Raw genomic sequence first — 19,595 nt, 5'->3', positions numbered from 1 at the left:
GGCATAATTGCTCATTCATCAAGATTGTCTAACAAAATTATTAAGTTTTAATCAGTAAATACCTTTTCATTATCATTAAAGGTCAACACCATTTTTAACAAGTAATGATTCCAAATAGTGATATTTTGAATGTCACATAAACTTTAAGTAGATTAAGAAATAAGTATGATGTTGTGGATGCCACTTATTTTAAAATGGATAAAATTTGACGCTTTTAGATGTAGATCACTCACCCAAGGTGAAATCACGTTGAGCCAAAGTGTCTTTGGTGATCTTATAGATTTTGACAGTGTGAAAATCATGAATCATCCGTTTCTACCGTGGCAACCCTCAGCGGTATTTATGGCACCAAAGGGCTATTTGCATATTCGTAACAAACATTTCAAAACTGACTATTCGAAAGAAAATAAAATCTATCAAGGAATTTTCATTCACGAGATGACTCATATTTTACAACACCAACAAGGACAAAATGTTTTGCTCAAAGGCGCTTTTCTGCAAAGTGTGTATTTTATTTGCTTCAAAAAGTATAATCCTTATGCCTATAAATTTGACCCTAAAAAAAATTTCAATGAATACAACATTGAACAACAAGGCGAAATAGCTAGAGATATATTTTTGAAAAAGATTCCGAATATTATTTTGAATCAATAAAAACTGTAAAATTAAAAGAATATTTTTTATTCAAGCTATTGATTTGTGAATCAGAAACACCATATCAGCTTTGACATCTGATTTACTGTGTCGCAAATCCATTACGATTTAATTTTTTATGTACAAACAATGGCAAAAGCTAGTATCTACTTTTATTTTAGATAGAATACATATGAATCGTAGTTTTTGCTGTGCAAGAAATAAGATCTTTTATCATGTTTTAATGATGTAAATTTGAGCCATTTGGCAGTTATGTAATATCACATACACACAGCTGAATAATTACTCCAATAAAATCAGCACGTGCTGTATATAAACCTATAGGATAGGACTTGGTTTAAATGAATAGTTTTAAAGTTTCTCTTGCTCAATTCTCTCCATTTGTCGGCAATTTAGAAGCCAATGTTCATCGAATGATTGGACTCGCTAACGAAGCCAAACAGCAAAATGCCAATATCATTGTGTTTCCTGAACTTTCGACCATTGGTTATCCTGCAGAGGATCTCCTACTTCGTCCAAGCCTAAGCAAACGTACAGCATCAGCTTTCGAAAAACTGGCTGAAGTGAAAGACATTGTGATGGTATTTGGTTTTGTTAATCAAGCTGATTCGGGTGCACGCTATAACTCTGCAGCCGTTATGAAAGATGGGCAAGTATTAGGTATTTATAACAAGCAAAATTTACCAAATTATAGTGTTTTTGATGAAAAGAGATATTTCGCTGAGGGTCATCAACACCTTGTATTTGAGTATTTAGGACATAAATTCGGTGTATTAATTTGCGAAGATGTCTGGACACTTGAGAGTGTTCAACAACTTGCCAAACTGAATGTTGAAACTGTTCTTGTGTTAAATGCCTCACCATACGAAGTTGGAAAGCCTCAACACCGTGTTGTTACGCTTAAAGAGTTAGCTAAACAATTGAATCTCAATCTTGTTTATGTCAACCAAGTGGGTGGGCAAGATGATCTCATTTTCGACGGAACAAGTTTCGTTGTAAATGCAAATGGTGAAGTTGTACTTGAAGCACCAAGCTTTAAAGAAGACCTTTTTCATGTTGAATATGAAGCAGAGCTTAAATCTTTTAAAGCCGCTACCAAAGCACCTGCATTAGATACGATTGCAGAAATTTACCAAGCTTTGGTTTTAGCAACACGAGATTATGTACAACGCTCAGGTTTCCCTGGTGTCATTCTTGGTCTCTCTGGTGGTATTGACTCAGCGCTTACTCTTGCAATCGCTGTCGATGCTATTGGAGCAGATAAAGTTCAAGCGGTTATGATGCCTTACACATATACCTCTCAAATCAGTGTTGAAGACGCGACTGAGCAGGCAAAACGCATGGGAGTCACTTTTGGTATTGCGGAAATTCACCCAATCGTCAACAGCTTTATGCAGACATTACACCCATTCTTCGGCAATTCTCCTGCTGATGCAACTGAGGAAAATTTACAAGCTCGCGCACGCGGCACCTTATTAATGGGCCTGTCGAATAAATTTGGTAATCTTGTTTTATCTACAGGTAACAAATCTGAATTATCTGTTGGTTACTGCACGCTGTACGGTGATATGGTCGGTGGTTTTGCTGTACTTAAAGATGTTTATAAAACGATTGTATTTGAGTTAGCCAAATACCGTAATAGTTTGGAAGATACGCCTGTAATCCCTGAACGTGTGATTACTCGCCCACCTTCTGCTGAATTACGACCTGATCAAAAAGATCAAGACTCATTACCACCTTACGATGTTCTTGATGCAATTTTATATGCATATATTGAAGAAGATCAGAGTCTTGAAGATATTATCTCTAAAGGTTTTGATCGAGATATCGTGACTAAAGTCATTGGATTGGTTGATCGCAACGAATATAAGCGCCGTCAGGGTGCAATTGGTCCACGTATATCCTCTCGTGCGTTTAGCCGCGAACGCCGCTATCCAATCGTAAATGGATGGAAAGCAGGTGTCTAACTCGACACAACTCAATCAATTTGCTCAAGCACTTATGCTTGAGCAAATTCGGTTTACGCAACAGTATTTATTAAATGCTGAATCTAATGCTGTACTAGACACGTTTGTTTCACAGGCTTATGCTCAGTTCAATCGAATCAAACTAAAAGACATTGTAAATCTTGAACAACTTCATGCTGTTGTTTCAAAATATGCTTTTGAATTAAATCTTGGACCTGATTTACTAGAGTTTATTGGCGCAGTTGCACAACGTATTTACCTTCATTTAAAGGATTCAAATGCTTTAATCGGAGATTTAATTTCTGACCATGATTTTGGGCTATGGCTAAATAAAATTCTTGAATTAGATCAAGTACGTTATGGTTTAAAACAACAAATTTTAAGTAATGAGAAGGCACATTCAGTAAGTCTTCAATTAGCAAATCAAATTTTAGAAAAATATACACCTTGGCTGGATAGGCTTCGAAAAAATAAAGTTCAAAATAATACGGTCAAATCAAAGATTTTTAATTTTCTCCAAGATCAGCAACACACATTAGAGTTAAAACTAGAATCCCAACTTGCAAATGCAATATTGGTTCAATTAGGCGAAATTATCACACTGCCTCAAAATGAACTTTATGAAATCATTCAACATATTTGGTCAGATCTCCAATTTCAAAAAATTTCAGCTCAGCTTGAGCAGATTGAAGCCATTGATGTCGAAGATTTTTTTATTCTGGTGTATGAAACCTGGAGAAATTTGCGCCAGTCTTCTGAGATTCAGTCCATCATTTTAGAAGTGGTTGATGAGTTCTATGAATATTTTGGTGATTACAGTTTACAAGCTTTACTCACGGCTGTTGGATTAACTCAAGAAGATTTAATGATCGAAGCCCATCGTTTTGCACCTCAACTTATCAGCATGTTAAATGATTTTGGCGTTCTAGAACAATTAATTCAAAGTTTGATTCAGCCTTTTTATCAAGCACAATCTACACTTGATATTATCTCAAAACATTTTGAGAAATAAAAAAAAGACCATGCGGTGAGCATGGTCTATAAAAATGGTGGCTATGACGGGACTTGAACCTGTGACCCCCGCATTATGAGTGCGGTGCTCTAACCAACTGAGCTACATAGCCGTAAACTGTGTGCGCATTATCTTAAGTTATCGTAGTATCGTCAAGCATACGAAAGCACTAATGATCACCCTTTATACAAATAAACCTTATTTGAACAAAATTAATCCATAATTATATGATTTTATTGTAATAGTAAGGTTTCAATGACATCAAAATCATGCTCAATCCTCAATATTTCATTCTCATATGCTGTTTAAGCCTTGTGAGCGGATGCCAAACGATTCATCCCATATTTGTGAATTATCACGGTGTACGCATGGATGTCGCTCAATGGATCAATGCTCAAAATTTTATAACCATGCAACAAAAACGAACTCTAGTTCAATTAAGCCGTGCTCAACAAAAGCTCGTGCATATTGATGTTATTCCTGAAGATCATAAACTTGCCGTGAGTAAAGAGAATGCGGTCGCTCTACATTGTGCACATCTTTATTTAACTGAGAAAAAAATTGATAGCTTGCAAAATATTGTGTTTTCAAATGTAAATCAGGCAGCTGTATTAGCACAATTTGAACAAGAGTTTCCAAAAATTAAGCTAGATCCTCAGCTTATTCAGTGCCAATGAAAACTCAAGATTCCACACATAAAAAAAGACCACACTAGTGAGTGTGGTCTATAAAAATGGTGGCTATGACGGGACTTGAACCTGTGACCCCCGCATTATGAGTGCGGTGCTCTAACCAACTGAGCTACATAGCCGTAAACTGTGCGCGCATTATCTACTTGATTGATGTATCCGTCAAGTAATATCGACACTGTTTGATCAAAATTTGTTGAAGTGAGCCGATAAGCCGGGTTCTGTCTAGAACGATCATTCCTCTAGGCATACAATCACTCATATGCTCAAGCGACCTACCCGAATCCAGTATGGGCCATACCTTAAGGATTCCTATTTGGTCTTGCTTCAGGTGGGGTTTACCATGCCATGAACTGTTACCAGTCATGCGGTGCGCTCTTACCGCACCCTTTCACCCTTACCATTTTCTAGGCTAAACCGAAGTTCAGTTGCAAAATGGCGGTCTACTCTCTGCTGCACTTTCCGTAGGCTTACGCCTCCCAGGCGTTACCTGGCACCTTGCCCGATGAAGCCCGGACTTTCCTCCCCTGCTTTAGTCACAAAGACCTTCACAGCAGCGATCGTCTGGCTCACTTCAAGTGGCGCATCTTAACAAACTTTGAGATCAATTGCTCGTGCTTTTTTGAGCAATTAGTTTTTTATACTTTTCCAGCAATTCAACCTCAGATTCCACATGATTAGGATCTTTAGGAATACAGTCTACTGGGCAGAATAATGAACACTGGGGTTGGTCATGATGACCAACACATTCAGTACATAGGTTCGGATCAATTTCATAGATCAGTTCACCCATATAAATCGCTTCATTTGGGCATACAGGCTCACAAACGTCACAATTGATGCACTCATCCGTAATAATTAAAGACACTCTACCAACCTTGCTGATGCTTACGTTCAAATGCCTCAACAACTGCTTTTGGCACAAATTTCGTCACATCACCTTTCAAACGTGCAATTTCACGAACTAATGTGGATGAAATAAACGAGTATTGCTCTGACGGCGTTAAAAATACAGCTTCAAAATTTGAATCTAATTGACGATTCATATTTGCAAGTTGAAACTCATATTCAAAGTCAGACACTGCTCTTAAACCTCTGAGTACAGCTGTTGCCTTTTGCTCTTGAAAAAAATTCACCAACAAACCATCAAAACCAACAAATTCTACGTTATCTAAATGGCTTAATGATGATTTTGCAAGCGCAACTCGCTCATCTAAACTAAACACTGGATTTTTGTGATGACCAATTGCAATCGCAACTACAACTTCATCAAACATTTTTGCAGCACGAGAGACAAGATCAATATGACCATTGGTAATAGGATCGAATGTTCCCGGATAGATGACACGAGTTTTAGACATCCATTTATACTCTAAGATTATTATGTAGGCGCATAGTTTAACAAAAACTCAATTCACACGCACACTTGTTGACAGTGAAATGACTTCACCTCAAGCCAAGTTTGAGGCAAAATAGGCCTAATCTTGGAATATTTGTATTATGTCGAAATCGATTGTAGTTAAAAAAAATAATAGTGGCACTATTGCGCTAAATAAACGTGCACGTCACGATTATTTTATTGAGGAAAAATTTGAAGCTGGTTTAGCGTTACAAGGTTGGGAAGTAAAATCTCTTCGCGCTGGACGCATGAGTATCACGGAAAGCTATATTATTTTCAAAAATAATGAAGCTTATTTATTTGGTGCTCAAATTCAACCTCTTCTTTCTGCTTCAACTCATATCGTTCCCGAAGCAACACGTACTCGTAAGCTACTTCTTTCACGTCGTGAACTCGAGAAACTCCAAGGGGCGATCAATCAAAAAGGTTACACATGTGTACCTTTGGCGTGCTATTGGAAAGGTCGTTTAGTCAAACTCGAAATTGCACTTGTTAAAGGTAAACAATTACACGACAAACGTGCCACTGAAAAAGACCGCGATTGGCAGCGCGATAAAGCAAGAATTTTTCATAAATAAAAAAACCGCTCAAATGAGCGGTTTTTTTATTAACAGAACCTTAAATTTCCATAACAGTTTGGAGCAAAAGTTTGATTTTTAAGTTGTAAATCTTTTAATGGAAAATTTACATTGGTATTCGGCAAATGAACATTTCCAACACCAAGTTTGTCACCAAACAAACAATCAAGTGCATTACAAGATGGAGGATTTCGGCTGATATAATCACTGATTGGTCCAACTACTTGTTTTAACACATCATTTGTAATATCAATACGCTTCTCAGGTGTAACATCTCCAATATTGATCGAATCATTAAATGCCATCCACCAACCTTGCTGTGCAGCAACATCAGCATTTGGCCACCAGATCTCACTATTTTGAACAGAGAGTGAGAATGGATTGTTTACAGGGATTTTATGAATTAAACCTAAGTTTTGATCTACCGTAATGTTGGCTTTTAAGCCCGTAATGTTACCACTGACCTCTTTTTGCAAATTCAGCAATCCTACCCCTAGCACTTGGATATTGGCCTTGAGATCACCACCAAAATTCAACTGATTAATATTGGCAACACCTGTCAGTTGCGCAGAACTCATTCGAGTACCAGATACTGTAGTGCCATTGATTTGAATTGGTGCTGTCGTTTCTTGTAATGCTAGATTATAACTATCCGATTTAAAATCGAGTGTCAAAGTAGGTGCAATAATACAAATCAAACAAATTCTTGCATTCACTTTTCCATCGATAGTTTGACCAGTATCGGCATAGGTCATACTTCGAGCATTAGTATAACCCATACCCTGAGTGGGATTAATTTTTAAATAACCACTGAGTGAGTTAATACCATTCGGTTTATCAGAGTTTTCATCACCAAGCGTCAGTAAACCTAATACTTTTTCAGCACTGAGACGCAAACCCACAACTTCTCGAGTTGATGCAGATGTTGGATTTTTTACCGCAAACTCTAAAAATGGATTGGTTAGCTTGGCTGAAGAACCCGCACGACCCTCTCTAGTGTCTGACATACCACTCAAACTCAGATTTTCGATATCAATATCACATCCACCTGCTCCATTAATACCACCACAGCCAAGTTGTAAATGCTTAATATTTGCATTGAGTTCTATATCTGCTTCCATTCCAAGCTTATAAAAGCCAACGCCTTTACCTCGCATATTGTTTGCCCCGTCATTGGGATCAATATAACTCATACTTAATAAAGCTTGACCGTTTGTCGCAGATAACTCTTCATCAGTCATCATTTTTAAATCATTCTGAATGTTATTAGCAGTTGCAGACAAAGGAATCAACACTAAGCAAGATGTTGATAAAATCAATTTGATAGAAACAAGTAAACTCTTCAACATTAGAGTCTCCGTATTATTTTTATTCAGGCTTAATCCATAAGCAACAGCATTACTATCTATAAATTAATGAAAAAAATAAAGAGGCTCAAAACTTGACTTAACGAATTGAAATAGAGAAATAATAATAAAATTGAATATTTTTAGAGACTTACATCACAATCAACAGTATTAATATGTGATGTAAATAATCATTTATCCGATGAAATGCGAACTCAAAAACTCAAGTACATCACCTATTTAACAGAATCTTAAATTTCCATAACAGTTTGGAGCAAAGGTTTGATTTTTTAGTTGCAAGTCTTTTAATGGAAAATTCACACTTGTATTCGGTAAATTGACATTACCTACACCTAACTTATCCCCAAAAAGACAATTCAAGACAGTACATTCGATGGGATTTCGAGTAATGTATTCACCAATAGGTCCAACCACTTGTTTTAATACATCATTAGTAATATCAATACGTTTCTCAGGTGTAACATCCCCAATATCAATTGAATCATTAAATGCCATCCACCAACCTTGCTTTGCGGCAACATCAGCATTTGGCCACCAGACCTCACTATTTTGTAGAGAAAGTGAAAATGGGTTGTTGAGCATGATTTTATGGATAAAGCCTAGGTTTTGATCAACAGTAATATTGGCTTTTAAACCTGTAATATTTCCAGTCACTTCTTTTTGTAAATTTAATAACCCAAGAGATACATTTAAGGAAGCCTTTAAATCACCATCAAAGTACAGTGGATTGATATGCGCGATACCACTTAACCTTGCAGAGTTCATTCGAGTGCCAGATATCACAGCACCATTCAGTGTTAATGGAGCTGAGGTTTCTTGTAACGCGAGGTTGTAATCATCAGATTTAAATCCTAATGGAATCCCTAAACATCCCAAGATTGGTATACAAATGTTTGGCTTTACTCTCCCATCGATCGTTAAATTAGTATCGCTATAGGACATATTACGAGCATTGGTATAAGCCATACCTTGGGTCGGATTAATTTTTAAATAACCACTGAGTGAGTTAATGCCATTCGGTTTGTCAGAGTTTTCATCACCAAGCGTCAGCAAACCTAATACTTTTTCAGCACTGAGACGCAATCCAACGACTTCTCGCGTTGATGCCGATGTTGGATTTTTTACCGCAAACTCTAAAAATGGATTGGTTAACTTGGCTGAAGAACCTGCACGACCTTCTCTGGTGTCTGACACACCACTCAAACTCAGATTTTCAATATCAATGTCACATCCACCTGCTCCATTAATACCACCACAGCCAAGTTGTAAATGCTTAATATTTGCATTGAGCTCTATATCTGCTTCCATTCCGAGTTTATAAAAGCCAACGCCTTTACCTCGCATATTGTTTGCCCCATCATTGGGATCGATATAACTCATACTTAATAAAGCTTGACCAGAAATGTCAGACAACTCCCGATCGTCCAATTTTTCCATGGTTGTTTGAGCGTGCACCAGTGGTGATAACATGAGAACAAACATTAAAACAGCTGAATTGAACCCAATATTTTTTGAAGTGTAGGTCATGAATGACTCCAAACCTTGTAATTTTTAGGCAACCAAGTCCAATGGCGCACGTTTTTTATTCGATGATTAATTATAATTATTTTTAAAATTTAATGTGAAATACTTAACACTATTTTGTAATTAATTGATCAGCTCTTTGTCTGAATAAACAATTATAAATTTAATTTCAACAACCTAGTTAACTTCACTTCATTTCATCATTACATTTCAAGCGAGCAATAAATAATTAAATTAGATGAAAATGATTTTTTAATCCATGCAATTTAACCTGAATACGGTATTCGCTAAATGTTCACCAAACCATGTGACCGTTTCAATATCCCCACTCGGAGGTGTTACCTCCACAGGCGCATTATCAGACTGCGTCATGAGTCCCCAAAAAACTAGACATACGATTGAGATCTTGATGCGATCTACCTGTAAACATTAGCGGTAGTACAGACCAAATCATGCCATGTTGCATTGCAAAAAGATTGATATGCTGAAGCACAGCCAACTTATATCCACTTAATCCTCCACCATTTGTGAAACCAGCTGCCAATTTGCCCTGCTATGTTCTCGCTAGCCAACGCTTTGAAGATTGATCCATAAATAATTTCAACGCTGAGGTTAGACTTCCCATATAAGTAGGACAGCCAAATACAATAGATTCAGCTTGATCAAGCAACTCCCAGTTCACGTCTGTAACATTGATGAGCAATACCTCAATATTGAGTTTTTGTGCACCAATGGCGATATGTTCGGCGACTTTGTTAGTGTGACAAAATGGGATGTAATAAACGATAGCGATGCTTTTACGAAGTTTGGTCAGTCATAGTATGAAACTTTGAGAAATCAGATGAGTTTCTTGATTACTGTGCATAAATACAAATGTTGCCATGCGGCCGGTTTTTGAATTACGGCGATGAGAATAATATGTCTGATCCTCCGTGTAACTGCACCGCTCACCTCCAAGAACCTGTTCCACCCCTAAACTTTTCAATATATGGCGAGCAATCGCATACAGATCTGCGTAATACTTACCCTCTAGATCTCCCTTTTGAAATGCTGAACTTAATTCTGGAATCCTATCGCAGAATGTGTGCATTACTTCTTCACCCACTTCAAAGCATGGCTGACTAATTGCCGCACCTAACCACGCCCAAGAGGGTTGAGTGCTCATGGCCTTGACTGTATTTTCAATAATACCATTTGCCAATCCTCGCCAACCTGCATGCAAATTAGCGACTTCAGTACCATCTTTGTTACCGAGAACCACCGGTAAACAATCTGCCGTCATCATCATTAATGCATGATGTTTTTGTTGTGTCACTAAACCATCGCCATTTAGGGCGCGTAAGCTCATGTCATCATTTACAACATGACAAATTGTACTGTGCGTTTGGTTCATCCAAGTCAATCGATTCACCCCATAGACCGAGAAGTCATTTAACAAGTACATTCGATGCTGATGAACACGTTCTGGCTGATCATTTACATGCAACGCCAAGTTAAAACCTTCTAAGTCAGTCTGTGGTGTTTTAAGTGCGTGAGGGTGACTTAATTCTGTTTGTCCTACCACAACACCTTCGGGCAAACCTTGCACAATTTGCATGTAAACTTTCCTTTAATTTAGTAAGCCTTATTTTCCGTACGAAGAGTATCAAGTAATGCTGTGAAATCTTCAGGCCATGGTGCTTCAAACATCATTTCTTCACCTGTACGTGGATGTACTAACCCCAATTTTGATGCATGAAGTGCTTGACGTCTAAACTCTCGTAAATGAGTAGCAAGTTTTTCCGAAGCACCTGCAGGTACTTTGACACGACTGACATAAACTGGATCACCGACCAAAGGAAAACCAATATAAGTGAAATGAACACGAATCTGATGAGTACGTCCAGTTTCTAATTGTGCTTGAACACGTGTGAAATTTTGGAATCTTTCTTTCACATTATAGTGAGTCACGGCATCACGACCACCTGGTAAGATCGCCATTTTTACACGATCTACAGGATGACGTTTAATCGGCTCATCAATTTTACCGCCTGCAATAATATTGCCATAACAAATTAAATCATAAATTCGATAAACTGATTTTTTCGCTAACTGTTTACTTAAGGAAAATTGAGCTTCTAAATTTTTAGCTACAACCAAGAGACCACTAGTATCTTTATCGATACGGTGTACTAGACCAGCTCGAGATAATTCTGCTGATTTAGGAAAATGATACAACAGTGCATTAACCAAAGTACCATTCGGGTTTCCTGCGCCAGGATGTACAACCATCCCCACTGGCTTGTTAATGACTAAGATGTCATCATCTTCATAAATAATATCTAAAGGGATATTTTCAGGTTGACTGGTGACTTGGGCTTCAAGCTCTACATCAAGCGTGAGTAGCTCATTCCCTTCACTTTTATATTTTGGTTTCACAACTTGACCATTTACCAACAAATGACCATCCTTCAACCATTGTTTCAATTTTTCACGCGAAAATTCGTTCCAAGCGAGCGCAGCAACTTGGTCTATTCGCTGACCAAGAGAACTCTCATCCACTTGAAATTGCAACGATAAACGTGTTGCAGTTGGGGCTGAAGTATGGTTATCTGCATCCTCAGAATCTTCAAGTAAATTGATGTCGATTTCTGGGAAATTAGAATTAGAAGTTTGTGCTGAAGTCATTTGCTCATTCGGACAAAAGTGGTTTAATAGTGCAATTGTAGCCTATTGCCCGTATAAACAGAGGAATTTTTATGTCGCTACCACGTTATAAAGTTACGATGCTTGCTTTATCGCTAGGCTTAGCAGCAACATTTGTGGGCTGTAGTAGTAATCCCAAGAAGGATGTTGTAGATACTGGACCTAAATCAACCGAACAATCTTATTTCGATAAAGCACAAAAAGCATTAGATCGTGGTCAATATAGCGATGCAGCACAATCATTAGAAGCAATTGAAACTTATTACCCTACAGGTCAATATACTCAACAAGCTCAACTCGATCTTTTATATGCTCGTTTTCAACAAAAAGACTATGAAGCTGTTATTGCGCTAGCAGACCGTTTTATTCGTTTAAATCCTCAACATCCTAATGTTGATTATGCTTACTATGTTCGTGGTGTGGCGAATATGGAGCAAAACTATGATGGTCTCATCCGCTATACATCACTCCAACAGGCTCATCGTGATGTCAGCTATTTAAAAGTTGCATATCAAAATTTTGTTGATTTCATTCGTCGTTTCCCAAGTAGTCAGTATGCTGTAGATGCTGCTCAGCGCATGAAATTTATTGGTCAAGAACTTGCTGAAAGTGAAATGAATGCGGCTCGCTTTAACTTAAAGCGTAAAGCTTGGCTTGCAGCAGTTGAGCGTGGACAATGGGTTATGGAACATTTCCCTCAAACACCTCAAGTACCAGAAGCGCTTGCAACGATTGCTTACGGATACGATAAACTCGGTGACAAGGCAACATCTCAACAATACGTTGAAGTGCTAAAGCTAAACTACCCTCATCTTGTGAAGTCTAATGGTGAGGTCGATTTACGCGCAGCACGTAAAGATGGAAGTTGGTTAAATCGTGCAACCTTGGGTATTTTAGGTCGTGAAGCACGCAGCCAAACAACGGCAGAAGTATCAGCAGAGCAATCTGACAACACCAATACACAACCCGGTTTATTGAATCGCTTAAGCTTTGGCTTGCTTGGTAATAAAGATCACAATGTGGAAAGTGCGCCAGCAAATGAAAGTATGTACGACCCACAGCGTCAATAATCCATTCTTACGAATCAAAAAAGGTGGGATTACCCACCTTTTTTATTGCATGGCTTTATTTATCGTCTTAAGTGTTTAGGATAGACTTAATTCAATCACTTTATTCCTCATTCTTTTGGCTTTTTAATTATGGCAATTCCACAACATACGATTGATCAAATTTTAGATCGAACTGACATCGTCGATCTTATTGGCCAACGTGTGAAATTAAAAAAGTCAGGTCGTACCTATTCAGGCTGTTGTCCTTTTCATCAAGAGAAAACACCTTCTTTTCACGTCTACCGTGATAAGCAATATTTCCACTGTTTCGGTTGCCAAGCCAATGGAAATGCAATTCGCTTTATGATGGATATTGATAATCGCAATTTCATCGAGGTGATTAAAGACCTGGCAAGCCAAACCGGTATCGAATTACCTAAAGACAATCAAGACAATAAAAAACTCTCATACAAGAGAGAACCTATTAAACCTAACCAAGAAAAGCAACCGCAGGCACCCATTGAAGCAGATGCAGCAGAAATCATTTCTCCGCCTACTTCAGCTTTTGATGTAGATCCTTTTGAAGCATTTCAAAACTATGAATTCGATGAGTATCAATTTAATACAGATGACTTGAATTCAGTTGAGGTCGCACCTGAAGGTAATTTATACGATCTTCTTGAAAATGTTGCTTTATTTTATGAAAAACAACTTCCAAATAGCCAAATTGCGCAACAGTATTTTCAGCGACGCGGACTAAGTGATACCACGATTAAGTATTGGCGATTAGGTTATGCCCCAGAAGATTGGCAACATCTTGAAAAAGCATTTCCGCAAGATATTGAAGGATTAAAACTACTCGGTTTGATCAGAACCAGTGATTCTGGTCGTGATTTTGATCTACTACGAGAACGTGTCATTTTTCCTATACGTGATGCAAAAGGTCGCGTTGTCGGATTTGGTGGACGAGCATTGAATGACGAGATCAAACCCAAATATATCAACTCGCCAGACTCTGAAGTTTTCCATAAAAACCAACTACTCTATGGCTTATATGAAGGTCGTAAGCTCAAAGCCAATCATTGGTTAATGGTTGAAGGTTACATGGATGTCATCGCATTACAGCAAGCTGGCATTCCTGGCGCAGTTGCCACCTTGGGGACGGCGAGCAATGCTGATCATTTGAATCTATTATTTAAACAAAACAATCAGTTAACTATTGCTTTTGATGGTGATTCGGCTGGTCAAAAAGCAGCTCGACGCACTTTAGAAATTGCACTTCCCCTCTTAAATGATGGTCGTGAACTGAAATTTTTTATTCTACCTGCGGAGCATGATCCTGACTCATTAGTTCGTAAGGAAGGTGTTGAAACTTTCAATCGACTTTGGCAACAATCACCACTCTTATCTGAGTTTGCTTTTTCACTGCTCAGTCAACAATATCAAATCAATACACCTGAAGGTAAAAGTCAGGTCATGGCTGAGCTAAATCAACTCACCAATCTGATGCCTAAGCAAGGTTCGTATCGCTATTTGATTCGTCAATATTTCAAAGAAAAATTAGGATTCAATAAAAAGTGGCAACCTCAAGTGAGTCTTGACGCTTCATTATCATTTAATATTCGCACACGAGATGAAGATTTCGCAGTCGCAATGTTAATGTACCATCCATTTCTTTATATTCATTTTGAAGTATTACGTGCAGTGATTCCTGAAGATGAATTGCTTGCAAAAGTATTAAAAATTTTTAATGTCATTTTTGATGACCTGCCAGACGACCAAGAGCTAGCGAGTTATTATATTTTGGGTGCTTGTAGCCCATTTCATCATGAACTCTCTGAGATTTTAAAACGTACCAATATTCAAACACTCACTGAAGCCCCTGAAATGGCTGATAAACTTGCCTCAGAATACTCGCTTTCACTTCAAGAAAAATATCTGAGAATCAAATTTAAAGCAGCAAAATCATTAAACGAGTCTAAAAACTTAAGACAACAACTGAATGAGCTAACCAAAAAAATTGGACTACGCTTACTACATGAATAAATAAAAGCGGTCAGTGACCGCTTTTATTTTTTTAGTTTTCGCTGAGCACTAAAAATATCTTCTAAATGTACTTTAATCGTTTCATAGACATCAGGATTTTCATCTTTAGCGACTTCTCTGAGTAAGATGGATGTAGGATGTAATAGCTTTTGCGTCAAACGATGCGCCATTTCCTGCATGACAATGGCTGCATCATCGCCAGAGGCTAAACGATCTAATGCATGGTTTAATTCAAATGCTTTAACTTCTTCTCCATGAGCCCGATACTCACTAATAGTCGCTCCAGCTTGTGAAACTTTCTGCTGAGTCACCAATTGTGTTGCTAATTGGTTGACCATCACTTCAGCTTCAACAGCGGCTTGGCGTCGCTGCGCTAAGTTTTCGTCAATGACACCTTGAAGATCGTCCACCCCATAAAGGTAAACACCATCCAAACTTTCAACCTTAGACTCAATATCGCGAGGAACAGCCAAATCGACCATCAACATTTGACGGTAACGACGTTTTTTGAGTGCTGACTTAACATCTTGATAGGAAATGACCTGATGTAAACTTCCTGTACAACTTGAAATCACATCAGCGCGATGTAAATTTTGAGCTAAATCAACAAAAGGAATAATTTCTACCGCAACACGATGTGATATTTCTTGCGCCAAAATTTCCGCCCGTTCCTGACCACGGTTACAAATTAAAATTTTAGCAACGCCCATTTCAGCCAAGTGCTTTGCAACCAAGCTATTCATTTCACCTGCTGCAACCACCATGACGGTTAATTGTTCAGGCTTACTAAAAACTTGTAGTGCTAACTGTGCTACCGCATAACCCATGGATACAGCATGACTACCGACCGCTGTTTCTGAACGCACTTTCTTAGCAGCATAAAATGCATATTCGAAAATACGATTTAAATTTTGTGAAACAACTTCAGACTCTTTTGCTAAATTAAGTGCAGACTTAACTTGCCCCATAATCTGAGGCTCTCCAAGCATGAGTGAATCTAATCCTGATGCAACACGCATCAAATGTGTCACAGCATCTGTATTTTCATAACGGTAAATATGATTTTGTAATTGTTTTACATCAATGCCATTTTTTTGAGCGAGCCAATCTAATACCATGTCCGCATTATCGGCGATGGCGTAGACTTCAGTACGATTACAGGTTGACACCACAACCATATCGTTCAGCTGGTCATGGTGACTTTGTTCAGTCAACAATAGTTTTAACTTTTCAGGGTTAAAAGCAACTTGCTCTCGTAATTCAACTGAGGCTGTTTGATGGTTGACACCCAATGCAAAGAAAGACATATCAGATCATCAATTCGCTAAATTTATGCTATTGTGCAATAACGGTGTCATAAAAAGCAGTACTTGGATAAAAAAATTGCGTCAAACAATGAGCCGCACAACCGGCATAACAATTCGACAGTATTCTACCACACTCTTGTTAGTGAGTAGCATGACTTACAGTGCTCATATTAGAGCATCTGGAGAATTTTACCATGCCAATTTAAATCATAAAGTTTTACAACAGGCGATGGTTGCAGAATTTGCTTTAGCTGCACATGACACACCGACTGCTTTACACAACTATACCGTACTTGCAATCCAAACCAGTTCAACAGCTTTAAAACAACGTGCACTTAACGTTGCACTCGAACAAAACGACTTACAAGCCGCTTTAGATATTGCAACCCATTGGGTCGTGCAAGAACCCAAAGATGTACCTGCAAAATTCTATCTTGCGCATATCGCATTAAAGTCACACGAATATGAACTTGCTGCTGATGTGCTCGATGATATTTTAAATTTAGATCCTGAATCAGATTTAGAACAAATTCTTGAAGGAATTTCTCCGGAATCCCCTGAGGATCGAGCATATTTATTAAACACTTTGCGTAATAGTAAAACGCGTAACAATCCTTCAATTCTCGTTTTGATTGCGAGTTTACAAGCACAAAATAATGAAATCGAAAATGCCTTAATTACTTTAAATAAAGCATTAAAAAAACGCCCCAAATCAACAGGGTTTATCTTACTGAAAGCCAACTTACTCATGGCTTTAGGCGACGAAGAAGAGACGCTAAAATGGTTTGAAAAAAGTGCTCGTAAAAATCGTAATAATTTAGAGCTCAGTCTGGCTGAAATCCGCTACTTAATTAAACTGAATAAAAATGAACAGGCGTTAAGCAAATTAAAACGCATCATAAAAAAATGGCCTGATTCGGAAGAAGCTCTTTTTATCGCTGGTCTAACCTCAATTGATCTCAAAGAATATGAGCTTGCTGAACAGTATTTGGTCGAACTACGTGCATCTGGACAGTATCAAAATGATGCTTATTTTTATTTGGCATTAAATGCTGAACGAAAACAACATTTTGAAACAGCTAAAGCTTATTATCGACTTGTAGATGGTAATTTATATATGGTTTCTAGACGAAATCTAATTTCAATCTATGACAAACAAAATCGCTTAAGTGATGCGCTGCGCTTTCTGACTCAGGAACGGGTGAATTACCCCCAACATGCGAGTTTCTTATATCAAGCACAAGCTGAAATACTCAAAAAAATGGGCAATAACAAAGCTGCCTTGGGCTTACTCAAAGAAGCGGCTAAAAACTTAACTGATGACCCTGAAATTTTATATTCTCAAGTCTTATTACTTGATCCATTTACGGATCGCGATCAATTAGATGAATTGCTTAAAAAATTACTCACGATCGAACCCAATAGTCCAACATATCTGAATGCGTATGCATATACTCTGGCGTTGCAAAATCGTCGTTTAGATGAGGCGAGACAATATGCCGAACAAGCTTTAGACAATGCCCCAGAACAAGCATCTATCTTAGATACCTTAGGCTATATCTGCTTTCTTCAAAACGATTTTGACACTTCCACCCGTGTACTTGCGAAAGCATATCAACTCAGCCAAAGTCCAAATATCGGCATTCGATATGCTAAATCGCTTTATATGCTGGGTTCACTGGAAGAATTTAGCCAAGTGTTACATCAACTCCATAAAAATCATCCAAATCATCCTCAATTGGATCAACTCGATAGTTTATTGTTGCCACAAAATATCAAAAAGAGTTAATACTGTATGATCTTAAATTTAAAATCATTATTGCTGATTGCCACAAGTAGTGCACTTCTTGGGTTAACTGGCTGTCAAGCAATTCAAACTCAACCATCACCGCCAACAACGCAAAACCTTGAACAATCAAATCAATTTAATCTTCAGGGTAAAATTGGCGTTAAGACCCCCAAGCAATCAGGCAGTGCTTTTTTTACTTGGCAACAGCAAGATGAACAGTTTGATATCGAGTTAAGCGGAATTCTTGGAGTCGGTAAAACTCAAATCTCAGGTCAACCTGGTCAAGTGACACTGAACAGTGCCAAAACTGGTGAAATTACAGCCAACTCACCTGAAGAGTTATTGTTTCGTGCAACAGGTTGGGAAGCACCAATTACTTATTTAGTCGATTGGGTACAAGCTAAGCAAGCGACTGAAGAAGCTGAAATTCAAAAAGACGAATCGATGCGAATCAGTGAAATTAAAGAACAAGGTTGGCATATTCAATTATCTTACAACGGTCAATCTACACAACCAAACCGTTTGATTTTAAAGCAACAACTTGAAGATGGAACTGAAAATCGTATTACAATGGTAATTCAAAATCGTTAAGTTTGATTATTTATGATTCGTGTACCCTCCCCTGCAAAACTGAATTTGTTTTTACACATTACGGGGCGCCGTGAAAATGGTTACCATGAGTTGCAAACTATTTTTCAGTTGATAGATCTTTGTGATTGGATGGAATTTACTCCAATCTCTAACCAATCTATCTCCATTTCAGGCCTATCAGAAGTAAGTCTTGAACAAAATTTGATTTATCGTGCAATGATGATGCTGAAACCCTATGCCAAAAGTGAAAAATTAGGCATTCATGTCAACATCGAAAAAAATATACCGATGGGTGCAGGACTCGGTGGAGGCTCTTCAAATGCGGCTACCGCGTTATTAATCATGAATCAACTTTGGCAATGTGGCTTAAATCGTGATCAATTAGCAGAAATTGGTGTACAACTGGGTGCTGATGTTCCCATCTTCATCCATGGTCGTAATGCATGGGCAGAAGGTATTGGTGAACACTTAACATTCATAGACTTAGATCAAAAACAATACATTGTGTTAAAACCTGACTGTTTTATCAGCACTCAACTGCTTTTTTCACAAAAATCGTTGACAAGAGACACGAAGACCTCTAAATTTTGCGCCTATCAGATAAAGCCATCTGATTTCAGAAATAACTTTGAACCTCTGGCAAGAAGTCTATATGCTGAAGTCGATGAAGCAATGCAATATTTAGATCAGTTCGGTGTTGCAAAACTTACAGGTACAGGTGCTTGTGTTTTTACTGAAGTAACGACTGAAATGAACATTGATGACATTCTTGCTCATTCACCTTGTAAAGCTTACTTAGTGAATAGTTTAGAACAATCACCATTGAATCAAATCATCGTTTAAATGATAGGGGCGTCGCCAAGTGGTAAGGCAGCGGGTTTTGATCTCGCCATCCGTTGGTTCGAATCCAGCCGCCCCTGCCATCTCATTCTATACAT

General features: G+C 38.0%; 17 protein-coding genes, 3 tRNA genes, 1 other RNA gene and 1 pseudogene. 11 read left to right on the top strand and 11 right to left on the bottom strand.

All coding sequences use genetic code 11. From position 1 onward, the window contains the following. The first annotated feature begins 165 nt into the window (after positions 1-165). The 3 genes from AC1M83_RS05835 to AC1M83_RS05825 all read left to right on the top strand — a co-directional run bounded on the left by AC1M83_RS05835 (position 166) and on the right by AC1M83_RS05825 (position 3,633). Complete coding sequence (locus AC1M83_RS05835; protein WP_481590216.1) at positions 166-654, top strand: hypothetical protein; 489 nt, start codon at positions 166-168, stop codon at positions 652-654. A 341-nt stretch (positions 655-995) separates the two neighbouring features. Continuing rightward, complete coding sequence (locus AC1M83_RS05830; RefSeq protein WP_481588917.1) at positions 996-2,621, top strand: NAD+ synthase; 1,626 nt, start codon at positions 996-998, stop codon at positions 2,619-2,621. Beyond that, complete coding sequence (locus tag AC1M83_RS05825) at positions 2,614-3,633, top strand: hypothetical protein (protein WP_481590215.1); 1,020 nt, start codon at positions 2,614-2,616, stop codon at positions 3,631-3,633. Before AC1M83_RS05830 ends, AC1M83_RS05825 begins: the two co-directional genes overlap by 8 nt. Positions 3,634-3,668: 35 nt before the next feature. Here the strand turns inward: AC1M83_RS05825 and AC1M83_RS05820 are convergent. Beyond that, positions 3,669-3,745, bottom strand: a tRNA-Met gene (locus tag AC1M83_RS05820). Positions 3,746-3,902: 157 nt separating this feature from the next. Between AC1M83_RS05820 and AC1M83_RS05815 the strand changes: the two genes are divergently transcribed. Then, positions 3,903-4,310 (top strand): hypothetical protein, encoded by a 408-nt coding sequence (locus tag AC1M83_RS05815; RefSeq protein WP_481590214.1) that lies wholly within the window; start codon positions 3,903-3,905, stop codon positions 4,308-4,310. A 57-nt stretch (positions 4,311-4,367) separates the two neighbouring features. Here AC1M83_RS05815 and AC1M83_RS05810 read toward each other — a convergent pair. The 4 genes from AC1M83_RS05810 to coaD all read right to left on the bottom strand — a co-directional run bounded on the left by AC1M83_RS05810 (position 4,368) and on the right by coaD (position 5,683). Further along, positions 4,368-4,444 (bottom strand) — tRNA-Met (locus tag AC1M83_RS05810). 72 nt (positions 4,445-4,516) lie between these two features. Continuing rightward, positions 4,517-4,898, bottom strand: an RNA gene (gene rnpB / locus AC1M83_RS05805) — RNase P RNA component class A. A gap of 28 nt (positions 4,899-4,926) precedes the next feature. Further along, positions 4,927-5,190, bottom strand: a complete 264-nt coding sequence (locus tag AC1M83_RS05800; protein WP_092766836.1) for a YfhL family 4Fe-4S dicluster ferredoxin — start codon at positions 5,188-5,190, stop codon at positions 4,927-4,929. A gap of 1 nt (position 5,191) precedes the next feature. Next, positions 5,192-5,683 carry a pantetheine-phosphate adenylyltransferase gene (gene coaD, locus AC1M83_RS05795; protein WP_035269911.1) on the bottom strand — a complete coding sequence of 164 codons (492 nt, stop codon included), beginning with the start codon at positions 5,681-5,683 and terminating at the stop codon, positions 5,192-5,194. A 139-nt stretch (positions 5,684-5,822) separates the two neighbouring features. On the opposite strand from coaD, the gene smpB reads away from it, so the two are divergent. Then, a complete protein-coding gene (smpB, locus tag AC1M83_RS05790) occupies positions 5,823-6,299 on the top strand; it encodes an SsrA-binding protein SmpB (protein WP_035269908.1) in 477 nt (158 codons plus the stop codon). Between the two features lie 29 nt (positions 6,300-6,328). Here the strand turns inward: smpB and AC1M83_RS05785 are convergent, their stop codons facing one another. The 5 genes and pseudogenes from AC1M83_RS05785 to rluD form a co-directional block, all read right to left on the bottom strand. Beyond that, complete coding sequence (locus AC1M83_RS05785; RefSeq protein ID WP_155756995.1) at positions 6,329-7,648, bottom strand: hypothetical protein; 1,320 nt, start codon at positions 7,646-7,648, stop codon at positions 6,329-6,331. 237 nt (positions 7,649-7,885) lie between these two features. Further along, positions 7,886-9,148, bottom strand: coding sequence for a hypothetical protein (locus tag AC1M83_RS05780; RefSeq protein WP_228133287.1), 1,263 nt, complete (start codon positions 9,146-9,148; stop codon positions 7,886-7,888). Positions 9,149-9,442: 294 nt separating this feature from the next. Further along, positions 9,443-10,004: pseudogene (locus AC1M83_RS05775) on the bottom strand (flavodoxin family protein). Further along, entirely contained in the window at positions 10,005-10,787 is a 783-nt protein-coding gene (pgeF, locus tag AC1M83_RS05770; protein ID WP_481590213.1) for a peptidoglycan editing factor PgeF, read from the bottom strand. 17 nt (positions 10,788-10,804) lie between these two features. Next, on the bottom strand, positions 10,805-11,857 hold the full coding sequence (gene rluD, locus AC1M83_RS05765; RefSeq protein ID WP_481590212.1) for a 23S rRNA pseudouridine(1911/1915/1917) synthase RluD: 1,053 nt from the start codon (positions 11,855-11,857) through the stop codon (positions 10,805-10,807). Between the two features lie 71 nt (positions 11,858-11,928). Between rluD and AC1M83_RS05760 the strand changes: the two genes are divergently transcribed. After that, positions 11,929-12,945 carry an outer membrane protein assembly factor BamD gene (locus AC1M83_RS05760; protein WP_035269296.1) on the top strand — a complete coding sequence of 339 codons (1,017 nt, stop codon included), beginning with the start codon at positions 11,929-11,931 and terminating at the stop codon, positions 12,943-12,945. Positions 12,946-13,074: 129 nt separating this feature from the next. After that, complete coding sequence (locus tag AC1M83_RS05755) at positions 13,075-14,970, top strand: DNA primase (protein WP_092766839.1); 1,896 nt, start codon at positions 13,075-13,077, stop codon at positions 14,968-14,970. A 23-nt stretch (positions 14,971-14,993) separates the two neighbouring features. On the opposite strand, the gene hemA is transcribed toward AC1M83_RS05755, so the two are convergent. Beyond that, on the bottom strand, positions 14,994-16,277 hold the full coding sequence (gene hemA, locus AC1M83_RS05750) for a glutamyl-tRNA reductase (protein WP_481590211.1): 1,284 nt from the start codon (positions 16,275-16,277) through the stop codon (positions 14,994-14,996). A gap of 76 nt (positions 16,278-16,353) precedes the next feature. Between hemA and AC1M83_RS05745 the strand changes: the two genes are divergently transcribed. From AC1M83_RS05745 to AC1M83_RS05730, 4 genes are all read left to right on the top strand, one after another. Beyond that, positions 16,354-18,066: a tetratricopeptide repeat protein gene (locus AC1M83_RS05745; protein ID WP_481590210.1), complete on the top strand. Its 1,713-nt coding sequence runs from the start codon at positions 16,354-16,356 to the stop codon at positions 18,064-18,066. Positions 18,067-18,072: 6 nt separating this feature from the next. Then, complete coding sequence (gene lolB / locus AC1M83_RS05740) at positions 18,073-18,657, top strand: lipoprotein insertase outer membrane protein LolB (protein ID WP_092766842.1); 585 nt, start codon at positions 18,073-18,075, stop codon at positions 18,655-18,657. Positions 18,658-18,669: 12 nt separating this feature from the next. Continuing rightward, on the top strand, positions 18,670-19,500 hold the full coding sequence (gene ispE, locus AC1M83_RS05735) for a 4-(cytidine 5'-diphospho)-2-C-methyl-D-erythritol kinase (protein WP_035269285.1): 831 nt from the start codon (positions 18,670-18,672) through the stop codon (positions 19,498-19,500). Between the two features lie 5 nt (positions 19,501-19,505). Next, positions 19,506-19,580 (top strand) — tRNA-Gln (locus AC1M83_RS05730). Positions 19,581-19,595 lie beyond the last annotated feature (15 nt).

The organism is Acinetobacter sp. 25-47-130, from assembly GCF_056779705.1.
The sequence above is the reverse complement of the archived record's forward strand: the minus strand, read 5'-3'. Positions and strand labels throughout refer to the sequence as shown.